This is a genomic window from Winogradskyella sp. ECml5-4 (assembly GCF_036903175.1).
Classification (GTDB): domain Bacteria; phylum Bacteroidota; class Bacteroidia; order Flavobacteriales; family Flavobacteriaceae; genus Winogradskyella; species Winogradskyella damuponensis.
The window spans coordinates 186,554-202,870 of sequence record NZ_JAYJLF010000009.1 but is presented as its reverse complement, the minus strand read 5'-3'; the positions used below and the strand labels follow the sequence as shown (position 1 = coordinate 202,870).

Below are 16,317 nucleotides of genomic sequence, written 5' to 3'. Positions count from 1 at the left end.
TATAATATAGAGTATATAATTAAGAAATGTTTGGTTGATAATTTCACGCCAACTAAAACAACCAAAATATTATGAAACACATTTTACGATTATTATTACTCTTTTTTTCGTGCGCTTCTAGTGCTCAGCTCAATACTGGAGATATGGCATTTACTGCTTTTCATGCCAATGACGATGACGATTTTGCTATGGTGACATTTGTTGACATACCTGCAAATAGCATTATCTATTTTTCTGACAAAGAATGGACAGGCACTGCATTCAATTCGGGAGAAGCTAATTACGAATGGCAAACTGGAACAGATATTATTACTGCGGGATCAATTATTACATTTTACGACATCGGTGCCACACCAAACATATCACATGGAACTATTGTTGGTTCGCCTGGCGGAATTTCGGCATCATCAGAAGCTATATTTGTATATCAAGGTACAGATATAGACACTCCTACTACATTTATTACTGCTGTTGCAAATTCATCTTCGGCATACGATGATGGCACAGGAACAGGTTTAACAGGTACCGGACTTACAGAAGGCTCTACTGCTATAACTTATTCTAACGGAACTTCATTGGCTGTTTATAATGGACCAAGAACGGGTTATACGGCTAATGGATATAATGTTACCTTAAACAATATGAATAACTATGATTTTGAAAACAATGCTAGTTTACCGTTTAACACGACTCCTTTTGTAATTGCAACGACAGATACTAATCCTCCAAGCGTTGCTAACGTTTATGCACTAAACCAAACTACATTAGAAGTGGTTTTTACTGAAGAGATAACACAAACTACTGCAGAAACATTAACAAATTATGTTTTCAATCCTACGTTGACCGTTAATTCTGTCGTATATGACAATACTACTTTAACAGCAACCGTGACACATTCTGGTTTTACAGAAGGTATAGCATATAATGTAAGCGTTAATAATCTCGAAGATCTATTTGCCAACATTCAAACAACAGCTTATGTAAGTCAAGATTTATATTACAATGCATTAACTTCTGGTTTAATTATCACAGAAATAATGTACAATGCTCCTTCTGACAATTCTAATGCTCTTGAGTTTTTAGAAATCTATAATAACAGTACAGCTTCTATAGATTTAGGAGGTATAACAGTTAATGATGAAGGTAATTTTATCTTTACATTTCCAGAAATGTCACTTGCAGAAGGTGAGATGGTATTATTAGCAACTGACAAAGCTACAGCAGACGCTTTTTATGGTGTGACGTTCTTAGATATGCCACAAGCTATTTCAAACGCCTTAGGTAATGGAGGAGAATTACTTGAAATTAAAAATTCTAACGGAGATGTCATATCACAAGTTGAATATAGCGACGATGCTCCTTGGCCAACATCAGTAGATGGAGATGGCCCTTCTTTAGAATTATTAAATCCAAATGCTGATTTTAACGAAGGTACTAACTGGGCTCCTGCTACAAATTTAGTTGGTCAATCTATAGGCGAAGATGTGTTTGCCTCACCAGGAAGCTATACACCTGTAACTAATGTTATTCCGCAAATAAGTTTTTCTGAAAGCACCTATGTTATTAATGAAGACGAAATAACTGTAAACATTACTGTAGAGTTATCTGCCACACCAAGTGATGCCGTTTCTATAGATGTGCGTTTAGTTACGGAATTATTAACAGCTACAACCGTAGAGGATTTTACGTTTTCTAACCAAACCTTAAATTTCCCTGCAAATTCTACAAATGCAATTACGCTTTCTATTCCTGTAGTGAATGATGCTTTAGCTGAAATGGATGAACTTTTTATTTTAGAACTGTCTAATCCTGTTAATGCTACTCTTGGTGCATACGAAACAACTGGAGTTTACATTTTAGATGATGACAATACTATCCCTACACCAACTGACGCCTTAGATATTGAATACATATCTAGTTATTTAGTAGATGCTGCTGGTTCTGCCGAAATTGTTGCTCACGATCCAATGTCTGAACGTTTATTTGTATTGAATTCAACAGGTCAAAAATTAGAGATCATAGATTTCTCTGACATTAATGCCATTACAACAATTAATACTATCGATTTATCTATGTATGGCGACCCAACCAGTGTTGCTTATATGAATAATATAGTCGCTCTTGGTATTTCAAAAGGCCCATTAGAAGATGGTGTAGTTGTATTTTGTGATGTCAATGGTACTATCTCTTCTACTGTTACTGCAGGAAATCTTCCAGATATGGTAGGATTTACACCAGACGGCACAAAGCTTTTAGTTGCCAATGAAGGTCAACCTAATGATGATTATTCTGTAGATCCTGAAGGTAGTATTTCTGTGATTGATGTTACAGGTGGATTGGGTAATATTTCTCAAACTAACGTTACGCCAATAAACTTTAATAGTTTTGATAGCCAATTAGCATCATTACAAGCAGAAGGTGTTAGAGTATTTGGTCCCAATGCCACAGTTTCTCAAGACTTGGAACCAGAATACATTACGTTTTCTAGTGACTCTCAAACTGCTTATGTGACACTTCAAGAAAACAATGCTATTGGAGTTATTGATTTAACCACAAACACTATCACAGACATCTTACCTTTAGGTTTAAAAGACCATGCTTTAGCAGGAAACACAATTGATACGTCAGATAAAACAGATTTCGTATTCTTATCTAATTGGCCTATAAAAGGTATGTATATGCCAGATGCTATGGCTTCTTACAACGTTAATGGCATTACTTATTTAGTAACAGCTAACGAAGGTGATGCTAGAGAATATGATACATTTGAAGAAGAAGAACGTATTAGTGATCTCAACTTAGACCCAACTGTGTTTCCTAATGCCGAATTCTTACAATTAGAAAGCAACTTAGGCCGCTTAACGGTTACCAATGCTAATGGTGATTTCGACAATGATGGTGATTTCGATGAAATTCACGTATTTGGTTCACGTTCATTTAGTATTTGGAATACAGCGACAGGTGCTTTAGTATTTGATAGTGGTGACGATTTTGAACGCATTACTGCAAATGACCCAACTTATGGCGATTTGTTTAATGTTAGTAATAGTAACAACAACTTTAAAAACAGAAGTGATAATAAAGGGCCTGAGCCAGAAGGTGTAACAGTGGCTGAAATTAATGATGAATTTTATGCCTTTATAACTTTAGAGCGTGTTGGTGGTTTTATGACCTACAATATTACCGACCCAAATAATGCTGTTTTTGAAAAATACATTAACAATAGAGATTTAGGTGACGATGAAGGTGGAGATTTAGGTCCTGAAGGCATTATTTATGTAAAGCCAGAAGACAGCCCTAACAACAAAGGTTTAGTAATTATGGCTAACGAAGTAAGTTCTACGTTGAGTTTCTATGCGCTTAACAATAACTCTTTAAGTATTGAAGAACCTACATTAGCGTCAAATACTTTAAAAATGTACCCTAATCCATCCAAATCAAACCAAACGGTATATTTTAATAAATCAGTTTCTGTTGCTTTATTTGATGTTCAAGGTCGTAAAATCTTATCAAAGGAGCATACAATGAGTTTTGAACTCCCAAGTTTAACTGCTGGCACTTATATATTAAAAACAAAAAGTGGTGAAAGCATAAAACTTTTAATTAAATAATTCTGCTAATTTTTTTCATTTGAAAGTCGTCTAAAAAGTAATTTTTAGATGACTTTCTTTTTAAGAATACATTACTAAAATCAACTTTAACATGGAAATCCCTATACTTTTATAAAAAAGGCATGTTGTTTGATACAAAATAACAATACATTAGTAATTAATTAAAATTTATATCCTCATGAAAAAAATAGCCTATTTATTATTTACACTTACATTTTTAATAACTGCTTGCGAAGGCGAGCAAGGCCCTCCAGGTTTTGACGGACAAGATGGAGCTATCTTTGAAGGCCAATCCTTTGAAAGAACTATAGATTTTACATCTACCAACAATTATCAAGAAACAATAGAAATCCCTCTTGATCTTTATTTAGATGATTCCGACATGGTATTAGTTTACCATCTTAAAGGTCAGGTAGATGGTTTTGATGTATGGAAATCGCTTCCAGAAACTGTTTATGTAAACTCTCAAGAGGAATTTCAGTATAACTACGAACACAACTTTGATTTCGTTACTATTTTTATTGAATCTCATCCCACATTTGATTTTAATTTATTATTGGACGACGAAAGAATTAATCAAACCTTTAGAATTGTTATACTACCTATAGAATTTGTAAACAGTTCAGATATAGACATTAATGATTACGAATCTGTTATGGAGTTTGTAGAATAAGCACTAACTATTTAAAATTTATAAAAAGTCTAAACTTATGTTTGGGCTTTTTTTATGTCTTCATTTTTGTGAATATTTGCTAAGTATGAAACAACAAGATGTATATTTGTATTTAACAAAAATGATTTCGTAAATGGAGTGTATTTCTGTATTTGATATGCTTAAAATTGGCGTAGGACCATCGAGTTCTCACACTTTAGGGCCATGGCGAGCTGCCGAACGTTGGATAAAAGAATTAAAAGCTAAAAAGCGTTTTAATAAAGTTGAAAAAATAACGGTAGATCTTTATGGGTCTTTATCACTAACAGGTAAAGGTCATGCTACAGACTTTGCTGTAATTTTAGGCTTAACTGGAGCAGATCCTGAACGTATGCCTATTGAGGATATAGACACCATTATTTCGGGTGTTAAGACAAATCATGTTTTAAACTTTAATAACGAAAGAGCCATTCCTTTTGACTTTAAAACCAATATCGTTTTTAATCGAAAATCGCTACCATTTCATTCTAACGGTATGGTATTTAGTGCCCTTATCAATGGTAGGAACTACAAATCTACCTACTACTCTATTGGTGGCGGATTTGTGGTACAAGAAGAGCGAAAAGTTTCTAAAGCAAACAAAATCATCTTTTATTGCACATTTCCTTACCCTGTAGCTTACGGAGAAGAACTTCTTAAGTTTTGTGATCAATTACAACTCCCTATTTCTGGTGTTGTATTAGAAAATGAAAAATCGATACGCGATGAAGCCTCTATAGATTTTGAATTAAAACGTATTTGGGATACCATGCTAGAATGCATGTATGTTGGTTGTCATACCGAAGGCAATTTACCAGGTGGCCTCAATGTTAGACGTCGTGCTTATGACATGCATAAAAATATTATTGGAGATAACACCTACGACAATCCACAAGAGTGGCTTGAAACCATTAGAAAAACGGAAGTTAAATTCCGTCAGATTTTAAAATGGGTTAGCTGTTTTGCCTTAGCGGTAAATGAAGTGAATGCATCCTTAGGCCGTGTTGTTACCGCACCTACTAATGGTAGCGCAGGAGTTATTCCGTCTGTATTAATGTATTATTTAGTAATTGAAAATCATGACGCTGATTTTGAACACATCAAAAAATTCCTTTTTGTAGCTAGTGAAATTGGTAGTATTTTCAAGAAAAATGCCACTATTAGTGCTGCAATGGGAGGTTGTCAAGCAGAAATTGGAGTCTCATCTGCCATGGCTGCTGGTGCCTTATGTGAACTATTAGGAGGAACTCCTGAGCAAGTTTTAGTCGCTGCAGAAATTGCTATGGAACATCATTTAGGATTAACCTGTGATCCAATTGGTGGTTTAGTACAAATTCCCTGTATAGAGCGTAATTCTATGGGCGCTATAAAAGCCATCAATGCCGCTGAATTAGCTCTAGAAACAGATCCTAATAATGTAAAAGTGCCTTTAGACAAAGTGGTTCAGACGATGTGGGAAACCGCAAAAGATATGAGCTCTAAGTATAAGGAAACCTCAGAAGGTGGATTGGCGGTTGGTGTAAACCTTACAGACTGTTAAGCCAACCCTAGCCTTCCCAATTGGAAGGAACCCTTAATCTTGTGAATTGACTTGCCAAATGATACTTTTAACTTTAACATTTAAATATTAAAAACGATAAGACATAGAAAGTGACACAAAAGATTTATTTAAAAAAATATAAGTATTAGTATTAGAAATTAAAGACGCATAACTATTCTGAAAATTTCTAACATTAGTTAAATTCTGACCAATTAGTCTAAAATCTAATTTATTCTTTATCGCTAAATATTTGAACTCAATATCAATAAAATTATAAACTTGGTCAATATTGTTAGATTCGCTAGGATAGATTTGTTTTGAATCTAAAGAAAATATTAGTTCATCATTGATGTCGTAAACCAATTGAAAGAAACTAGTATATTGTGTATTTTTATTATTTATAATTGATGTCTTTAGATTGGTAAACTGCGCTTTAAAACCCGACTTTAAATTTATTTTACTTTTAAAATAGCTGCCATATCTTAAACCTATATTATTGACATAATTTGAAGCCATTTCTTCATTACCTGCAATCTCAACATAACTTCGTCGATATATACCTCCATACTCTAAAAAAAAACCTGATTTGATGGAACTAAAACTTCTATTTACCTTAAAAGATGCTATGGTTATATTATTATTTTTAGCTCTAGTATTAATTAAAATATCAAAGTTTGGAGTGTTTATATATTCATAACCAAATGTATTTTGGTTGTAATTATAACTCAATGATGCATCAATAAATATGTTTTTCCTGAAATCTGATATTGAGTATGATATTCTTGACCTATGTTTATAAAGGTTAAACAATTCATTTATACCTTTGGTAAATCCCCTATTTGAAGTTAATAATAGGCCACTATAAACATCACTTATTCCAGGTTGTTTTAAAGAAAATTTATAAGAAACAGTATACTTACCATATTTCTTCGTTTTTTTAGATAATTTCAACTCTGGCTCAGCGTATAATTGATGGTTTGTTTCTGTAAAATTCTGCCCTACTATATCATTTTTATATTTTACGCTATTATAACCTCCTTTTGCCTTTATTGTTAAATCATATTTCTTCCCTAACGAAAACAAATACTGCCTATAGACGAAAAGATCTTTACTAGTATTAGTTAAATTATTATAAAACGTTAAATCCTCAAATTGTAACTCAGAGCCATCATTTAAAGTTTTACTAATTATTTTTTCATCCTTAATTAAAAATCCTAGATTCCATTCATGTGTTTTACTAATTAATTTTGAGTTAAACCCATAATGTCTTATTGGATTTTCATAAGATTGAGTTATAATGCCTTGATCATCAAAAATAGGATTACTAGTAGAATAGCCTTGTGGGTTTTTATCTTGTAAATAAAACAAGTTTATACTTAACGCGCTTTTTCCGCTAACTCTAAATGTAGTGTTGAGCTGTTGAGAGAAATAGTAATCTTTAATATCCAAATTTTCATTGTACTGATTGTCATCAATAGTTAAATCTATGTTTGTTTCGTTTTTAGAATTGTTTATAATCCCATTATATTCTATAAACGATTTACTTCCGTTTGCATTCTTAATATTTAACTCAGCATTGAATTCACTAGACTTCTCTCTATGAAATTTTGATTGAAAAACACTAAAGTTTGATGGTGCTGAGTAAAAAGTGGTAAAAGCATTTTCTTTTTTAACAACATCATCTAGAAAATAAAAAATCCCTCTAACATGAATATTTTTTTTGGGTTTTGTGAGAAGATGTAATGAATTAAAATATGAAGTATTATCGTTAATATACGTTTCATTAAACAAACTATTGGACGCTACGACATCTGTCGTAATTATATTTTTGGAAAAAGCTCGATAATCTTCAAAATAACTACTACCCGATCTATTGAACATGGAACCGTTAAGATTCTCATTAGCTTTTTCACCAATGGTATTCGTTTTACTTATTAGAAACGTTTTTAAATTATTGTTTAAATTAAAAAGTGTTAAATCGCCTAAATAATTATTATCATTACCATATCCAACATTAGTTTTACCATAAATAGCTCCTTGTCTTTCTTTTTTTATAGATATATTTAATGCTATATCTTCAGAGTCAGTCAATGCTCGCAATACAGAATTTTCATCAAAATTATAAATAATTTCAACCTCTTCTATATCACTGGCATCAATATTTTTAGTAGCGATTTTATAATTATTATCAAACACATCATCACCACCTATTAACACCTTTGAAATTGCTTGGTTATTTACTTTAACAATTCCATTAGCATCTACTTCAATACCAGGCAAGTTTTTAAGTAAATCTTCAAGTACTTCATTTTGTTTAGTTATAAAGCTAGAAACTTTAAATGTGATAGTATCCTTTTCAATTTTTATAGGCTGTTGAGATTTTACAACCACAGCATCTAACTCTGTGATGTCAGGATACATCACAACATCAATTTGGTATTCTTTCAGCCCTTTTTTAATATTAACTATAACATCATCAACCTTATAAGCTAAGGATTTAAATTTTAAAATATATAAGCTTTTATTAGATGGAATTTTGAAGTTATATTTTCCATCTTTCTGAGTTCTAAAATTAGCGATATACCTATTATTTTTATCTAATACAACTACTGTTATTAAATCTAAAGGTTGGGAAATGGAATCAGTAACTATTCCATAAATATTAATTGATTCTTGGGAATGAGAAATATGGAATGAAAATACTATAAAAAAAATAATTTTAAGACTTGATGATATAATACTAAAGTCATCATTCTTTTTTAAGTGATTCCTCATAAGTATTATATTCAATTTGATGGTATTTATCTAGTAGCTTTATCTGTTCATCATTATATTCTATATTTACGTATGCACTTGGATCTCCACTTCTCATTTGCCCTGTCGCAATCATTGCTTTTTTATTATTTACGTAACTTAAGTACAATCTAAAACTTTCTTTAAGGTACTCCTCTAAATTATATACATCTTTAGAATTTGGTTTCGCATAATATGCTTTTGATTTACTATTCTGCTTTATAGAATTGAATGTAATATTTATTAAGTCTTTATCATCATGTACTTCTAAAATTAACCCTGGTAAGCCGTGAAATTTCCATGGTCCAGTAGGTACTGGAATGTCATAAGTAAACCAAGCCTCATAATTACGACCTCTAAAATTTTGGGTAGTTGCTTTATAACAAACATAGTCTCCTATTTTTTTTGATTCCTCCGTAATTACCCAATTAAAATCAATATCCTTTTCCTTAACGGTAACCTCATACTTCTCCATTAAGACTTCGCGTGAGGTTAACTCTTTGGTATTAAAATTTAAATAAAATTTGTAACCCTCTTCATCATAATTTCTATAAAAACGCACGCCATTAAATCTACCTGTTCTATCTCCTACTTTTTTAAAAAAACCTTCGGCTCCTTCAAAATTTATTCTATTGTAAATAAATAGGCTTGTGCTATCATTGTAGTACAACCTAGATTTGTAAGGTATTCCTTCTGTATAGCTATTTAAATTAACATCAAAAGTATAGGACACTTCTGTTAAATCTATAGTTTCTTGAGAGAAGCAAAATGAATAAAATAAAATAAAGTAAAATGTTAACTTCATAATAATAATAATAATAATAATAATTCTGTGTGATATAAAAACTATTTTGTCTGGTAAAAATTATAATTTAATAATATCTATTATGGCTCTAATTTAGGAACATTCTTCTTTTTCACAGGCGCTTCGCATAAAGCGAAATCATATACAGATTGAGCGAATTCATCAAACTCTGCTTCACTACACCAACCATGGTAAGCACCATTGAATGGACACCCAGGACCACCATTTATGGTATATGATTGATTGCAATACTCTTCATAATTATCATTATTTAAATCATCGCTAGAGTAAATGATAAAACTCCTAATGCACAAATTAATGCAAATATTGTTTTTTTCATAATTATTGGTTTTTAAAATGCTAATAGACAAAATAGTTTATTGTAAACTAATTAAAATACAGATGATTGTTTTTTTTAACAAATATTTAACAAGTCAATAAAAGCTTTTTTTAAAATGTATTTAGTTAAAAACAGACTTAATTAAACTATTTACTATTTTTACATTCAACTAATAAAAACACAATGTCAGTAGCAAAAAAAGAATACAAAAGAATTACCGTAAAGAGCCTTGTAGATATGAAGTCTAGAGGTGAAAAAATATCGATGTTAACAGCCTATGATTATACCATGGCTAAAATCGTTGATGGTGCAGGTATCGATGTTATTTTGGTTGGCGACTCTGCTAGTAATGTTATGGCTGGTCATGAAACCACTTTGCCAATCACATTAGACCAAATGATATATCACGCGTCTTCTGTGGTTAGAGCTATTGATCGTTGTTTAGTTGTTGTTGATTTACCCTTTGGAACCTACCAAAGCGACCCTAAAGAAGCCTTACGTTCTGCAATTAGAATTATGAAAGAAAGCGGTGGACATGCCGTTAAAATGGAAGGTGGAAAAGAAATTAAAGAATCCGTAAAGCGTATTCTTAATGCAGGAATTCCTGTTATGGGTCATTTAGGTCTAACTCCACAATCTATTTATAAATTTGGAACATATACAGTAAGAGCAAAAGAAGAACAAGAAGCCGATCAATTAAAAGAAGATGCTTTAATGCTAGAAAAAGCAGGTTGTTTTGCTATTGTTTTAGAAAAAATCCCTGCGGCTTTAGCTAAAGAAGTTGCCGACAGTGTTTCTATACCAGTAATTGGTATTGGTGCTGGAGACGGTGTTGACGGACAAGTACTTGTTTTACACGATATGTTAGGGATGACTCACGAGTTTAACCCTCGTTTTTTACGTCGCTATATGAACCTTTATGAAGAAATGACTTCTGCAATTTCACAATATGTAGACGATGTAAAGACTCAAGATTTCCCTAATAATGAGGAACAATATTAATTTAGATTGTTAGATACCTAGACATTATTAGATTGTTAGACAACTAGACATTATTAGATTGTTTAGACAACTAGACATTATTAGATTGTTAGACAACTAGACATTATTAGATTGTTTAGACAACTAGACATTATTAGATTGTTAGACAACTAGACATTATTAGATTGTTAGATAACTGAACCTAGAATATGGCTCATAAATTTAAAGAATTGCTGATTTGGAAAAGAAGTAGGTTATTCTGCTCTGAAATTTATGCTATTACTTCAAAGTTTCCTGATTCAGAAAAATTTGGTCTAACCAATCAATTGAGAAGAGCATCGGTTTCAATTCCTTCAAATATAGCTGAAGGATCTTCTAGAAATTCTAATAAAGATTTCGCTCGGTTTTTACAAATATCAATAGGTTCTGCTTACGAAATAGAAACTCAGCTTCTTATTTCCGCTGATTTAAATTTTATTTTAGATAAAGAACTCCAATCATGCCTTTCTGAATTAGGTGAAATTATCAAAATGATTTCAAAATTCAAATCTACATTAATCTAATATTTTCTATAAATCTAAAGATCTAAAATGTCTAATAAAATCTTATCTAATAAAAACAACCTTCAGGTACTTCATGAAGACAACCACATCATCGTGGTTAATAAACGTGCGGGAGATATTGTTCAAGGAGACAAAACCGGAGACAAACCTTTAAGCGACGTTGTAAAGTCGTATTTAAAGGATAAATACAATAAGGAAGGTAATGTCTATTTAGGAGTTGTTCATCGTTTAGACAGACCTACAACGGGCATTGTGATGTTTGCAAAAACAAGTAAGGCACTACCTAGACTAAACAAATTATTTGCCGAAAAAACAGCTAAAAAAACCTATTGGGCTTTAGTAAAAAACCAACCACCAAAAACTAAAGACACGTTAATCCACTGGTTAAAAAAGAATCCTAAAAATAACAAGTCTACATCTTATACTAAAGAAGTTGAAGGCAGTAAAAAAGCTATTCTTCATTACCAACTGAAACAAACTTTAGATAATTTTTATCTCTTGGAAGTTGATTTAGAAACCGGAAGACACCACCAAATTAGAGCGCAATTATCTTCTATAGGTTGCCCAATAAAAGGCGATTTAAAATACGGATTTGACCGCAGTAATAAAGATGCAAGTATTAGCTTACACGCTAGAACCTTACGCTTTATACATCCTGTTAAAAAAGAAGAAGTGATAATTACAGCACCATTGCCCAATGATGCACTTTGGAATGCTTGTAAGGTTTAATTTGTTCTAAAAGGATATACTAAGTTAAGCGATGTGCCTTTGTTTAGTTGAGACACTAATTCATATTTAGCATTCAATAATTCGGCTCGTTTTTCCATATTAATAAGCCCTGAACCTTTTTGTACACCTTCAAGCTCAAAACCATTACCATCATCTTCAACTCTAATATTTAAAAATTCATCTTCGTAATTTAAGACCACGTTAAGGTGTTCTGCCTCTGCGTACTTTAAGGTATTTGAAAAGAACTCTTGCAGAATTCTAAAAAGAATTATTTCATCTTTTTTATTTTCAAAACTAACCTTAGTACCGTTAATAGATAAACTAGAAGCAATAAGTCCTGATTTATTTAGGCGTAAGACTTCATTTTCAACTGTAGCATTAAAACCAAGATTAAAAATAACATCACTATTCAACGATTTAGATAAAGCCCTAACTTCTTCTAATGATGCTTTTAATACACTTGCCGTATTATCTACTTTAACCTTTATGTCATCTGTAACGGTAGATGCAACAGTTTTCATTTGCATCGTTGCCAATACAAGCATTTGTCCAACATTATCATGCAACTCTCGTCCAATATGCTTTAAGGTTTCCTCTTGAATTTCTTGCTGGGTTTTAATGAGCTCTTCATCAAACTTTTGTTGCTGATTAATTTTATCTAAAAGAAGTTGATTTTTTCGTTTTTGAAAAATAATAAAAAACACGATTATAGTCGTTGCAAGAATCGCTAATACAACCACCGAGTAAATCAATATTGTTAAATCTAAAATCTCTTTTTCTACTACTCCTTGCCCCATATAAACCCTATTGTAAAACAACCATACAAATAAATATTTGCCATAATTAACATCCCATTTCTCATACTTACTAAGTTTGGATAAATCTTCTTATAGTAAGGCATATAAAATACCAAAGGAGGCACTATGAGCCACCAAAGCAACAAACCAATACTTATATAAAATAAAGTTGACTTATAGAAAATTAATATTTTATCACTCATCAAAACTTCATAAAAATATAAGGATACGCATATAAAAACAGACAACGTAGTCCATAGAATATTATATTTTAATAGCATCCCAAATAAAATAGACCATCCAAAATAAATATTAATAATAACAACCAGGACGGAAATAGCACACAATAGATTCAATATCTTTTTATGCTTAGGATACATCAATTGTGTTTTATAAAAATAAATATAAAAGAACAATGACCCTACTATATATATGTTGAATAACCAAGAATTGGCTACAAAAGGAGTTGTTTTTAAACCATGTAAAAATTCAATTCTATCTATGAAGCTAGTATAACTCCCCATAGCATCAGTAAAAACAGTAATTACTAAAAAATACACAAAAGGCCTCAGTTTAGAGTCTCTGTTTTTACTTAAAAAGTAGAACCCTGAAAATGCAGCGATTAGCTCTAATAAACTAGTAACTATAGCATGAAGCATAAATCTATTTACTGAGGATAATTAGCACCTGGAGGCGTACCTTGACTTCCTAAATTTAAACCACCAAAACCTGGTAAATCTTTACCACCACCTTGCAACGAAAAGATACTACCATCTGAAACAGTCTTATAACCGGTGGGAACAAAAAACATAGTTGTTAAACCTCTCCCTTCTTTAGAATCTGGATAAGCCCCTAAATACAAACGTAAACCATCTAACGTATACCCCCCTTGTTTAGCTTCATATTTTGTATAAGCCAAATATTCTTCTATTGCCTGCAACTTATACCAAGACGACCTGTTATCTTCTTCTTTAGGATCTTTAAACAAAGAATCATTAATTATATTATACCTTTCATTATAAGCTTCGTCTAGTTTTTTTGCCGTTTCGGAAGTAATGTACCCATAAGGTTTTGGCGGCAACTGTTCTGTTGGCGCACCTACATCATTAGAGTTATAGTAAAAAGACGCGGCAACTACGCCTAGGATAATTCCAAGTATTAGTAGACTGAAATTTTTCATAATATTTTGGTTGAATTTAATTAAATAGCCTTTGTAAATTATTAATTTTATTTTACATATAAAATTTTTATTAAACCTATTCTTACATTAATAATCACGCCTTCTCATTGTCAAGCAATTAGACGCTATTTCTGACTTCATATATTAATGGCCTTTTCTGTTAATTGAAGAATTACAGGACAGCATTCTATAATTTAACAACCCCAACAATAAGTTAGCCTAAAGAAGCAAGTTGAACTATTCTTGATAAAACTAGAGCTATTAAAATTGGCTCTAAATTATTTTTATAGATGAATGCGCTTTAGGATTAAATAATTCCAATAGAGAATTCCCAATCACATACCAACTTCGAGAGCTGTCTTACAAATAAAGTTATGTTTATTCTCATCCTATAGCAACCGCCCCCTTTTTACATAGAAATTCGGAGTTGTTTTTTCAATCTAAAAACAAAGTGAAATTACTCCCTCCTAAATACAAAAAACCGATTAAAAAAACCGTGTAAATAGTTTGAGAATGCAACTTAATTCTTTCAAGCTTCAACAGTTTTACGTCTTCTGAATAAAGCTCTAAATCAACAGCAAACTCATCATCATAACATACCGGAATTTTAACTATTTTTGATTTCAATATCCTAGTGCCATCTTCAACCTTATACAATTCTCACAATCTTAAAAACCCAGTATTGATATTATCAATAGTAAATACTTAAAAAACTAATATTGAACTATATACCTATTTTACATCAACAATTAGTTTAATAGTGTTGCCTTAGGTTTTTATTTTAAAACATAACACATCCCGAAGCACATGTTTACCAATAACAACTAGCTATTTCACCAAAACAAAAACCTCATTACACCACAAAAACTGAAACTCACAACACATATCACTAATTAAATCCAGACGTTCTTTTTATTAAAATTAAAACTTAAATATTTCAAAAAGTCAACCGCATTTTCAGCACCATCACGCACACAAATTACCAATGCTTCCACCTCTACCTTTACACCTCTTAAAGACTTCTCTTTTTTTAATATTTCACCACACTTAAAACAGAACCAAAACCAACCTCTTTATCACGCAAAATCACCACACGATCCCATCCAGAAATCAGAAACAAATATTACACATCATTCTTTTACAGAATTCAAAGCATAGATTGCAAAACTACCAAGCCAATGCCCTCCTTCATAACTATCACCAACAATACTCGGCAAAGAATAATTAATATGTTTATTCGCCAAATTCTGAAGATGCTGATACTCAGACAAGCCCTTTGCCACATAATTCAAACTCCATGCCCTCGAAAAATTCACACCATCAAGATGCACCAACTTCCCGTCTGTTCTATCAGAAACTTCGCCAACCGACCAGTCAAAACTTTCATCACTAAGCTCTGGCAAAAAACCACCAATCCACACTTTAAAATCCTCAACAGACAACACACGCTTCATCAAAGCAGCCTCCTCTAAACAAGGAGACAAAAAATCAAATCCACTAGGCTCCCATTCTATCGGACAATCCTGATCGTCATTATAAAAATCTTTAGCTCTATTTTCTATCAACACCCTTAACTCATCATGCCCTACAGCAACAGCATAATCATAAGCAAAACTCAACCCAAAAGCCGTATTCGAGTGCTCACCTACCCTTATCGGGTAATTTAATTTAGGCAGAAATTCCAAATATTTACGAACAATCAAATCTGTTAATGGCTGCAAATTCACTTCCAACTCCTCTGCTACCACTGAACCATTCCACGTATGCAACTCTTCAGCCAATTTAAGCAACCAAGCCCAACCATAAGTGCGTTCAAAAGACGCATTATACTGCCCTTCAAAATAAAGCAACTCTTGCGCTATATTCTCCTTAGAGATGTTTTGAAGTAATTTTTGCTGAATTTCATCTTTACGCTCCAAATTCGGAAACTGTTTTAAAAGCGACACCAAACTCCAATGCCCATGAACCGCAGAATGCCAATCGAAACACCCATAAAACGCCGGATGCAATTCTTTTGGTGTTTTTAAATCTGACACACCTCCAATAGTTTGCCCCAGTTTGTTTGGATATTCTGTACCCATACAATGCAAAGGCAATTGCGACAAACGATTTGCCTGATTCAAATTCAACACTGGCCGCTCCACTAATTCTACTTTTTTCAAAGTAGACACAGGCAACACCTCTTTTTCCTCTACATTACCACAGCTCAACACCAACAACACCAACAACAAAGCGTATATTTTTCCCATATAATGATATATTTTCTTAACACATTTAACTCACACCT

14 protein-coding genes are annotated in these 16,317 nt (G+C 32.2%); 6 read left to right on the top strand and 8 right to left on the bottom strand.

Going from position 1 to position 16,317, the window contains the following annotated elements; genetic code table 11:
• Nucleotides 1-71: 71 nt before the first annotated feature.
• From VDP25_RS11145 to VDP25_RS11135, 3 genes are all read left to right on the top strand, one after another.
• Nucleotides 72-3,611 carry a choice-of-anchor I family protein gene (locus tag VDP25_RS11145; RefSeq protein WP_334469748.1) on the top strand — a complete coding sequence of 1,180 codons (3,540 nt, stop codon included), beginning with the start codon at nt 72-74 and terminating at the stop codon, nt 3,609-3,611.
• Nucleotides 3,612-3,789: 178 nt separating this feature from the next.
• Nucleotides 3,790-4,284 carry a dihydrolipoamide dehydrogenase gene (locus VDP25_RS11140; RefSeq protein WP_334469746.1) on the top strand — a complete coding sequence of 165 codons (495 nt, stop codon included), beginning with the start codon at nt 3,790-3,792 and terminating at the stop codon, nt 4,282-4,284.
• A 133-nt stretch (nt 4,285-4,417) separates the two neighbouring features.
• Nucleotides 4,418-5,842 carry an L-serine ammonia-lyase gene (locus tag VDP25_RS11135; RefSeq protein WP_334469744.1) on the top strand — a complete coding sequence of 475 codons (1,425 nt, stop codon included), beginning with the start codon at nt 4,418-4,420 and terminating at the stop codon, nt 5,840-5,842.
• 87 nt (nt 5,843-5,929) lie between these two features.
• On the opposite strand, the gene VDP25_RS11130 is transcribed toward VDP25_RS11135, so the two are convergent.
• The 3 genes from VDP25_RS11130 to VDP25_RS11120 form a co-directional block, all read right to left on the bottom strand.
• On the bottom strand, nt 5,930-8,617 hold the full coding sequence (locus VDP25_RS11130; protein ID WP_334469742.1) for a hypothetical protein: 2,688 nt from the start codon (nt 8,615-8,617) through the stop codon (nt 5,930-5,932).
• On the bottom strand, nt 8,592-9,440 hold the full coding sequence (locus tag VDP25_RS11125) for a GLPGLI family protein (protein ID WP_334469740.1): 849 nt from the start codon (nt 9,438-9,440) through the stop codon (nt 8,592-8,594). Before VDP25_RS11125 ends, VDP25_RS11130 begins: the two co-directional genes overlap by 26 nt.
• Nucleotides 9,441-9,520: 80 nt before the next feature.
• Nucleotides 9,521-9,811, bottom strand: coding sequence for a hypothetical protein (locus VDP25_RS11120; protein WP_334469738.1), 291 nt, complete (start codon nt 9,809-9,811; stop codon nt 9,521-9,523).
• A gap of 152 nt (nt 9,812-9,963) precedes the next feature.
• Between VDP25_RS11120 and panB the strand changes: the two genes are divergently transcribed.
• The 3 genes from panB to VDP25_RS11105 all read left to right on the top strand — a co-directional run bounded on the left by panB (nt 9,964) and on the right by VDP25_RS11105 (nt 12,053).
• The gene (gene panB / locus VDP25_RS11115) at nt 9,964-10,782 is read left to right on the top strand and encodes a 3-methyl-2-oxobutanoate hydroxymethyltransferase (RefSeq protein WP_334469736.1); all 819 of its coding nucleotides are present in this window, start codon (nt 9,964-9,966) and stop codon (nt 10,780-10,782) included.
• 188 nt (nt 10,783-10,970) lie between these two features.
• Entirely contained in the window at nt 10,971-11,324 is a 354-nt protein-coding gene (locus VDP25_RS11110; RefSeq protein ID WP_334469734.1) for a four helix bundle protein, read from the top strand.
• A gap of 27 nt (nt 11,325-11,351) precedes the next feature.
• The gene (locus tag VDP25_RS11105) at nt 11,352-12,053 is read left to right on the top strand and encodes an RluA family pseudouridine synthase (protein ID WP_334469732.1); all 702 of its coding nucleotides are present in this window, start codon (nt 11,352-11,354) and stop codon (nt 12,051-12,053) included.
• On the opposite strand, the gene VDP25_RS11100 is transcribed toward VDP25_RS11105, so the two are convergent.
• From VDP25_RS11100 to VDP25_RS11085, 5 genes are all read right to left on the bottom strand, one after another.
• On the bottom strand, nt 12,050-12,850 hold the full coding sequence (locus VDP25_RS11100) for a sensor histidine kinase (protein WP_334469730.1): 801 nt from the start codon (nt 12,848-12,850) through the stop codon (nt 12,050-12,052). The two genes, VDP25_RS11105 and VDP25_RS11100, sit on opposite strands and share 4 nt — an antisense overlap.
• Complete coding sequence (locus VDP25_RS11095; protein WP_334469728.1) at nt 12,835-13,509, bottom strand: hypothetical protein; 675 nt, start codon at nt 13,507-13,509, stop codon at nt 12,835-12,837. Before VDP25_RS11095 ends, VDP25_RS11100 begins: the two co-directional genes overlap by 16 nt.
• An 8-nt stretch (nt 13,510-13,517) precedes the next feature.
• Complete coding sequence (locus tag VDP25_RS11090) at nt 13,518-14,030, bottom strand: hypothetical protein (protein WP_334469726.1); 513 nt, start codon at nt 14,028-14,030, stop codon at nt 13,518-13,520.
• Between the two features lie 435 nt (nt 14,031-14,465).
• Nucleotides 14,466-14,657, bottom strand: coding sequence for a carboxyltransferase domain-containing protein (locus tag VDP25_RS17800; RefSeq protein WP_443089858.1), 192 nt, complete (start codon nt 14,655-14,657; stop codon nt 14,466-14,468).
• Between the two features lie 503 nt (nt 14,658-15,160).
• Nucleotides 15,161-16,279, bottom strand: coding sequence for a DUF2891 domain-containing protein (locus VDP25_RS11085; RefSeq protein ID WP_334469724.1), 1,119 nt, complete (start codon nt 16,277-16,279; stop codon nt 15,161-15,163).
• Between the last annotated feature and the right edge of the window lie 38 nt (nt 16,280-16,317).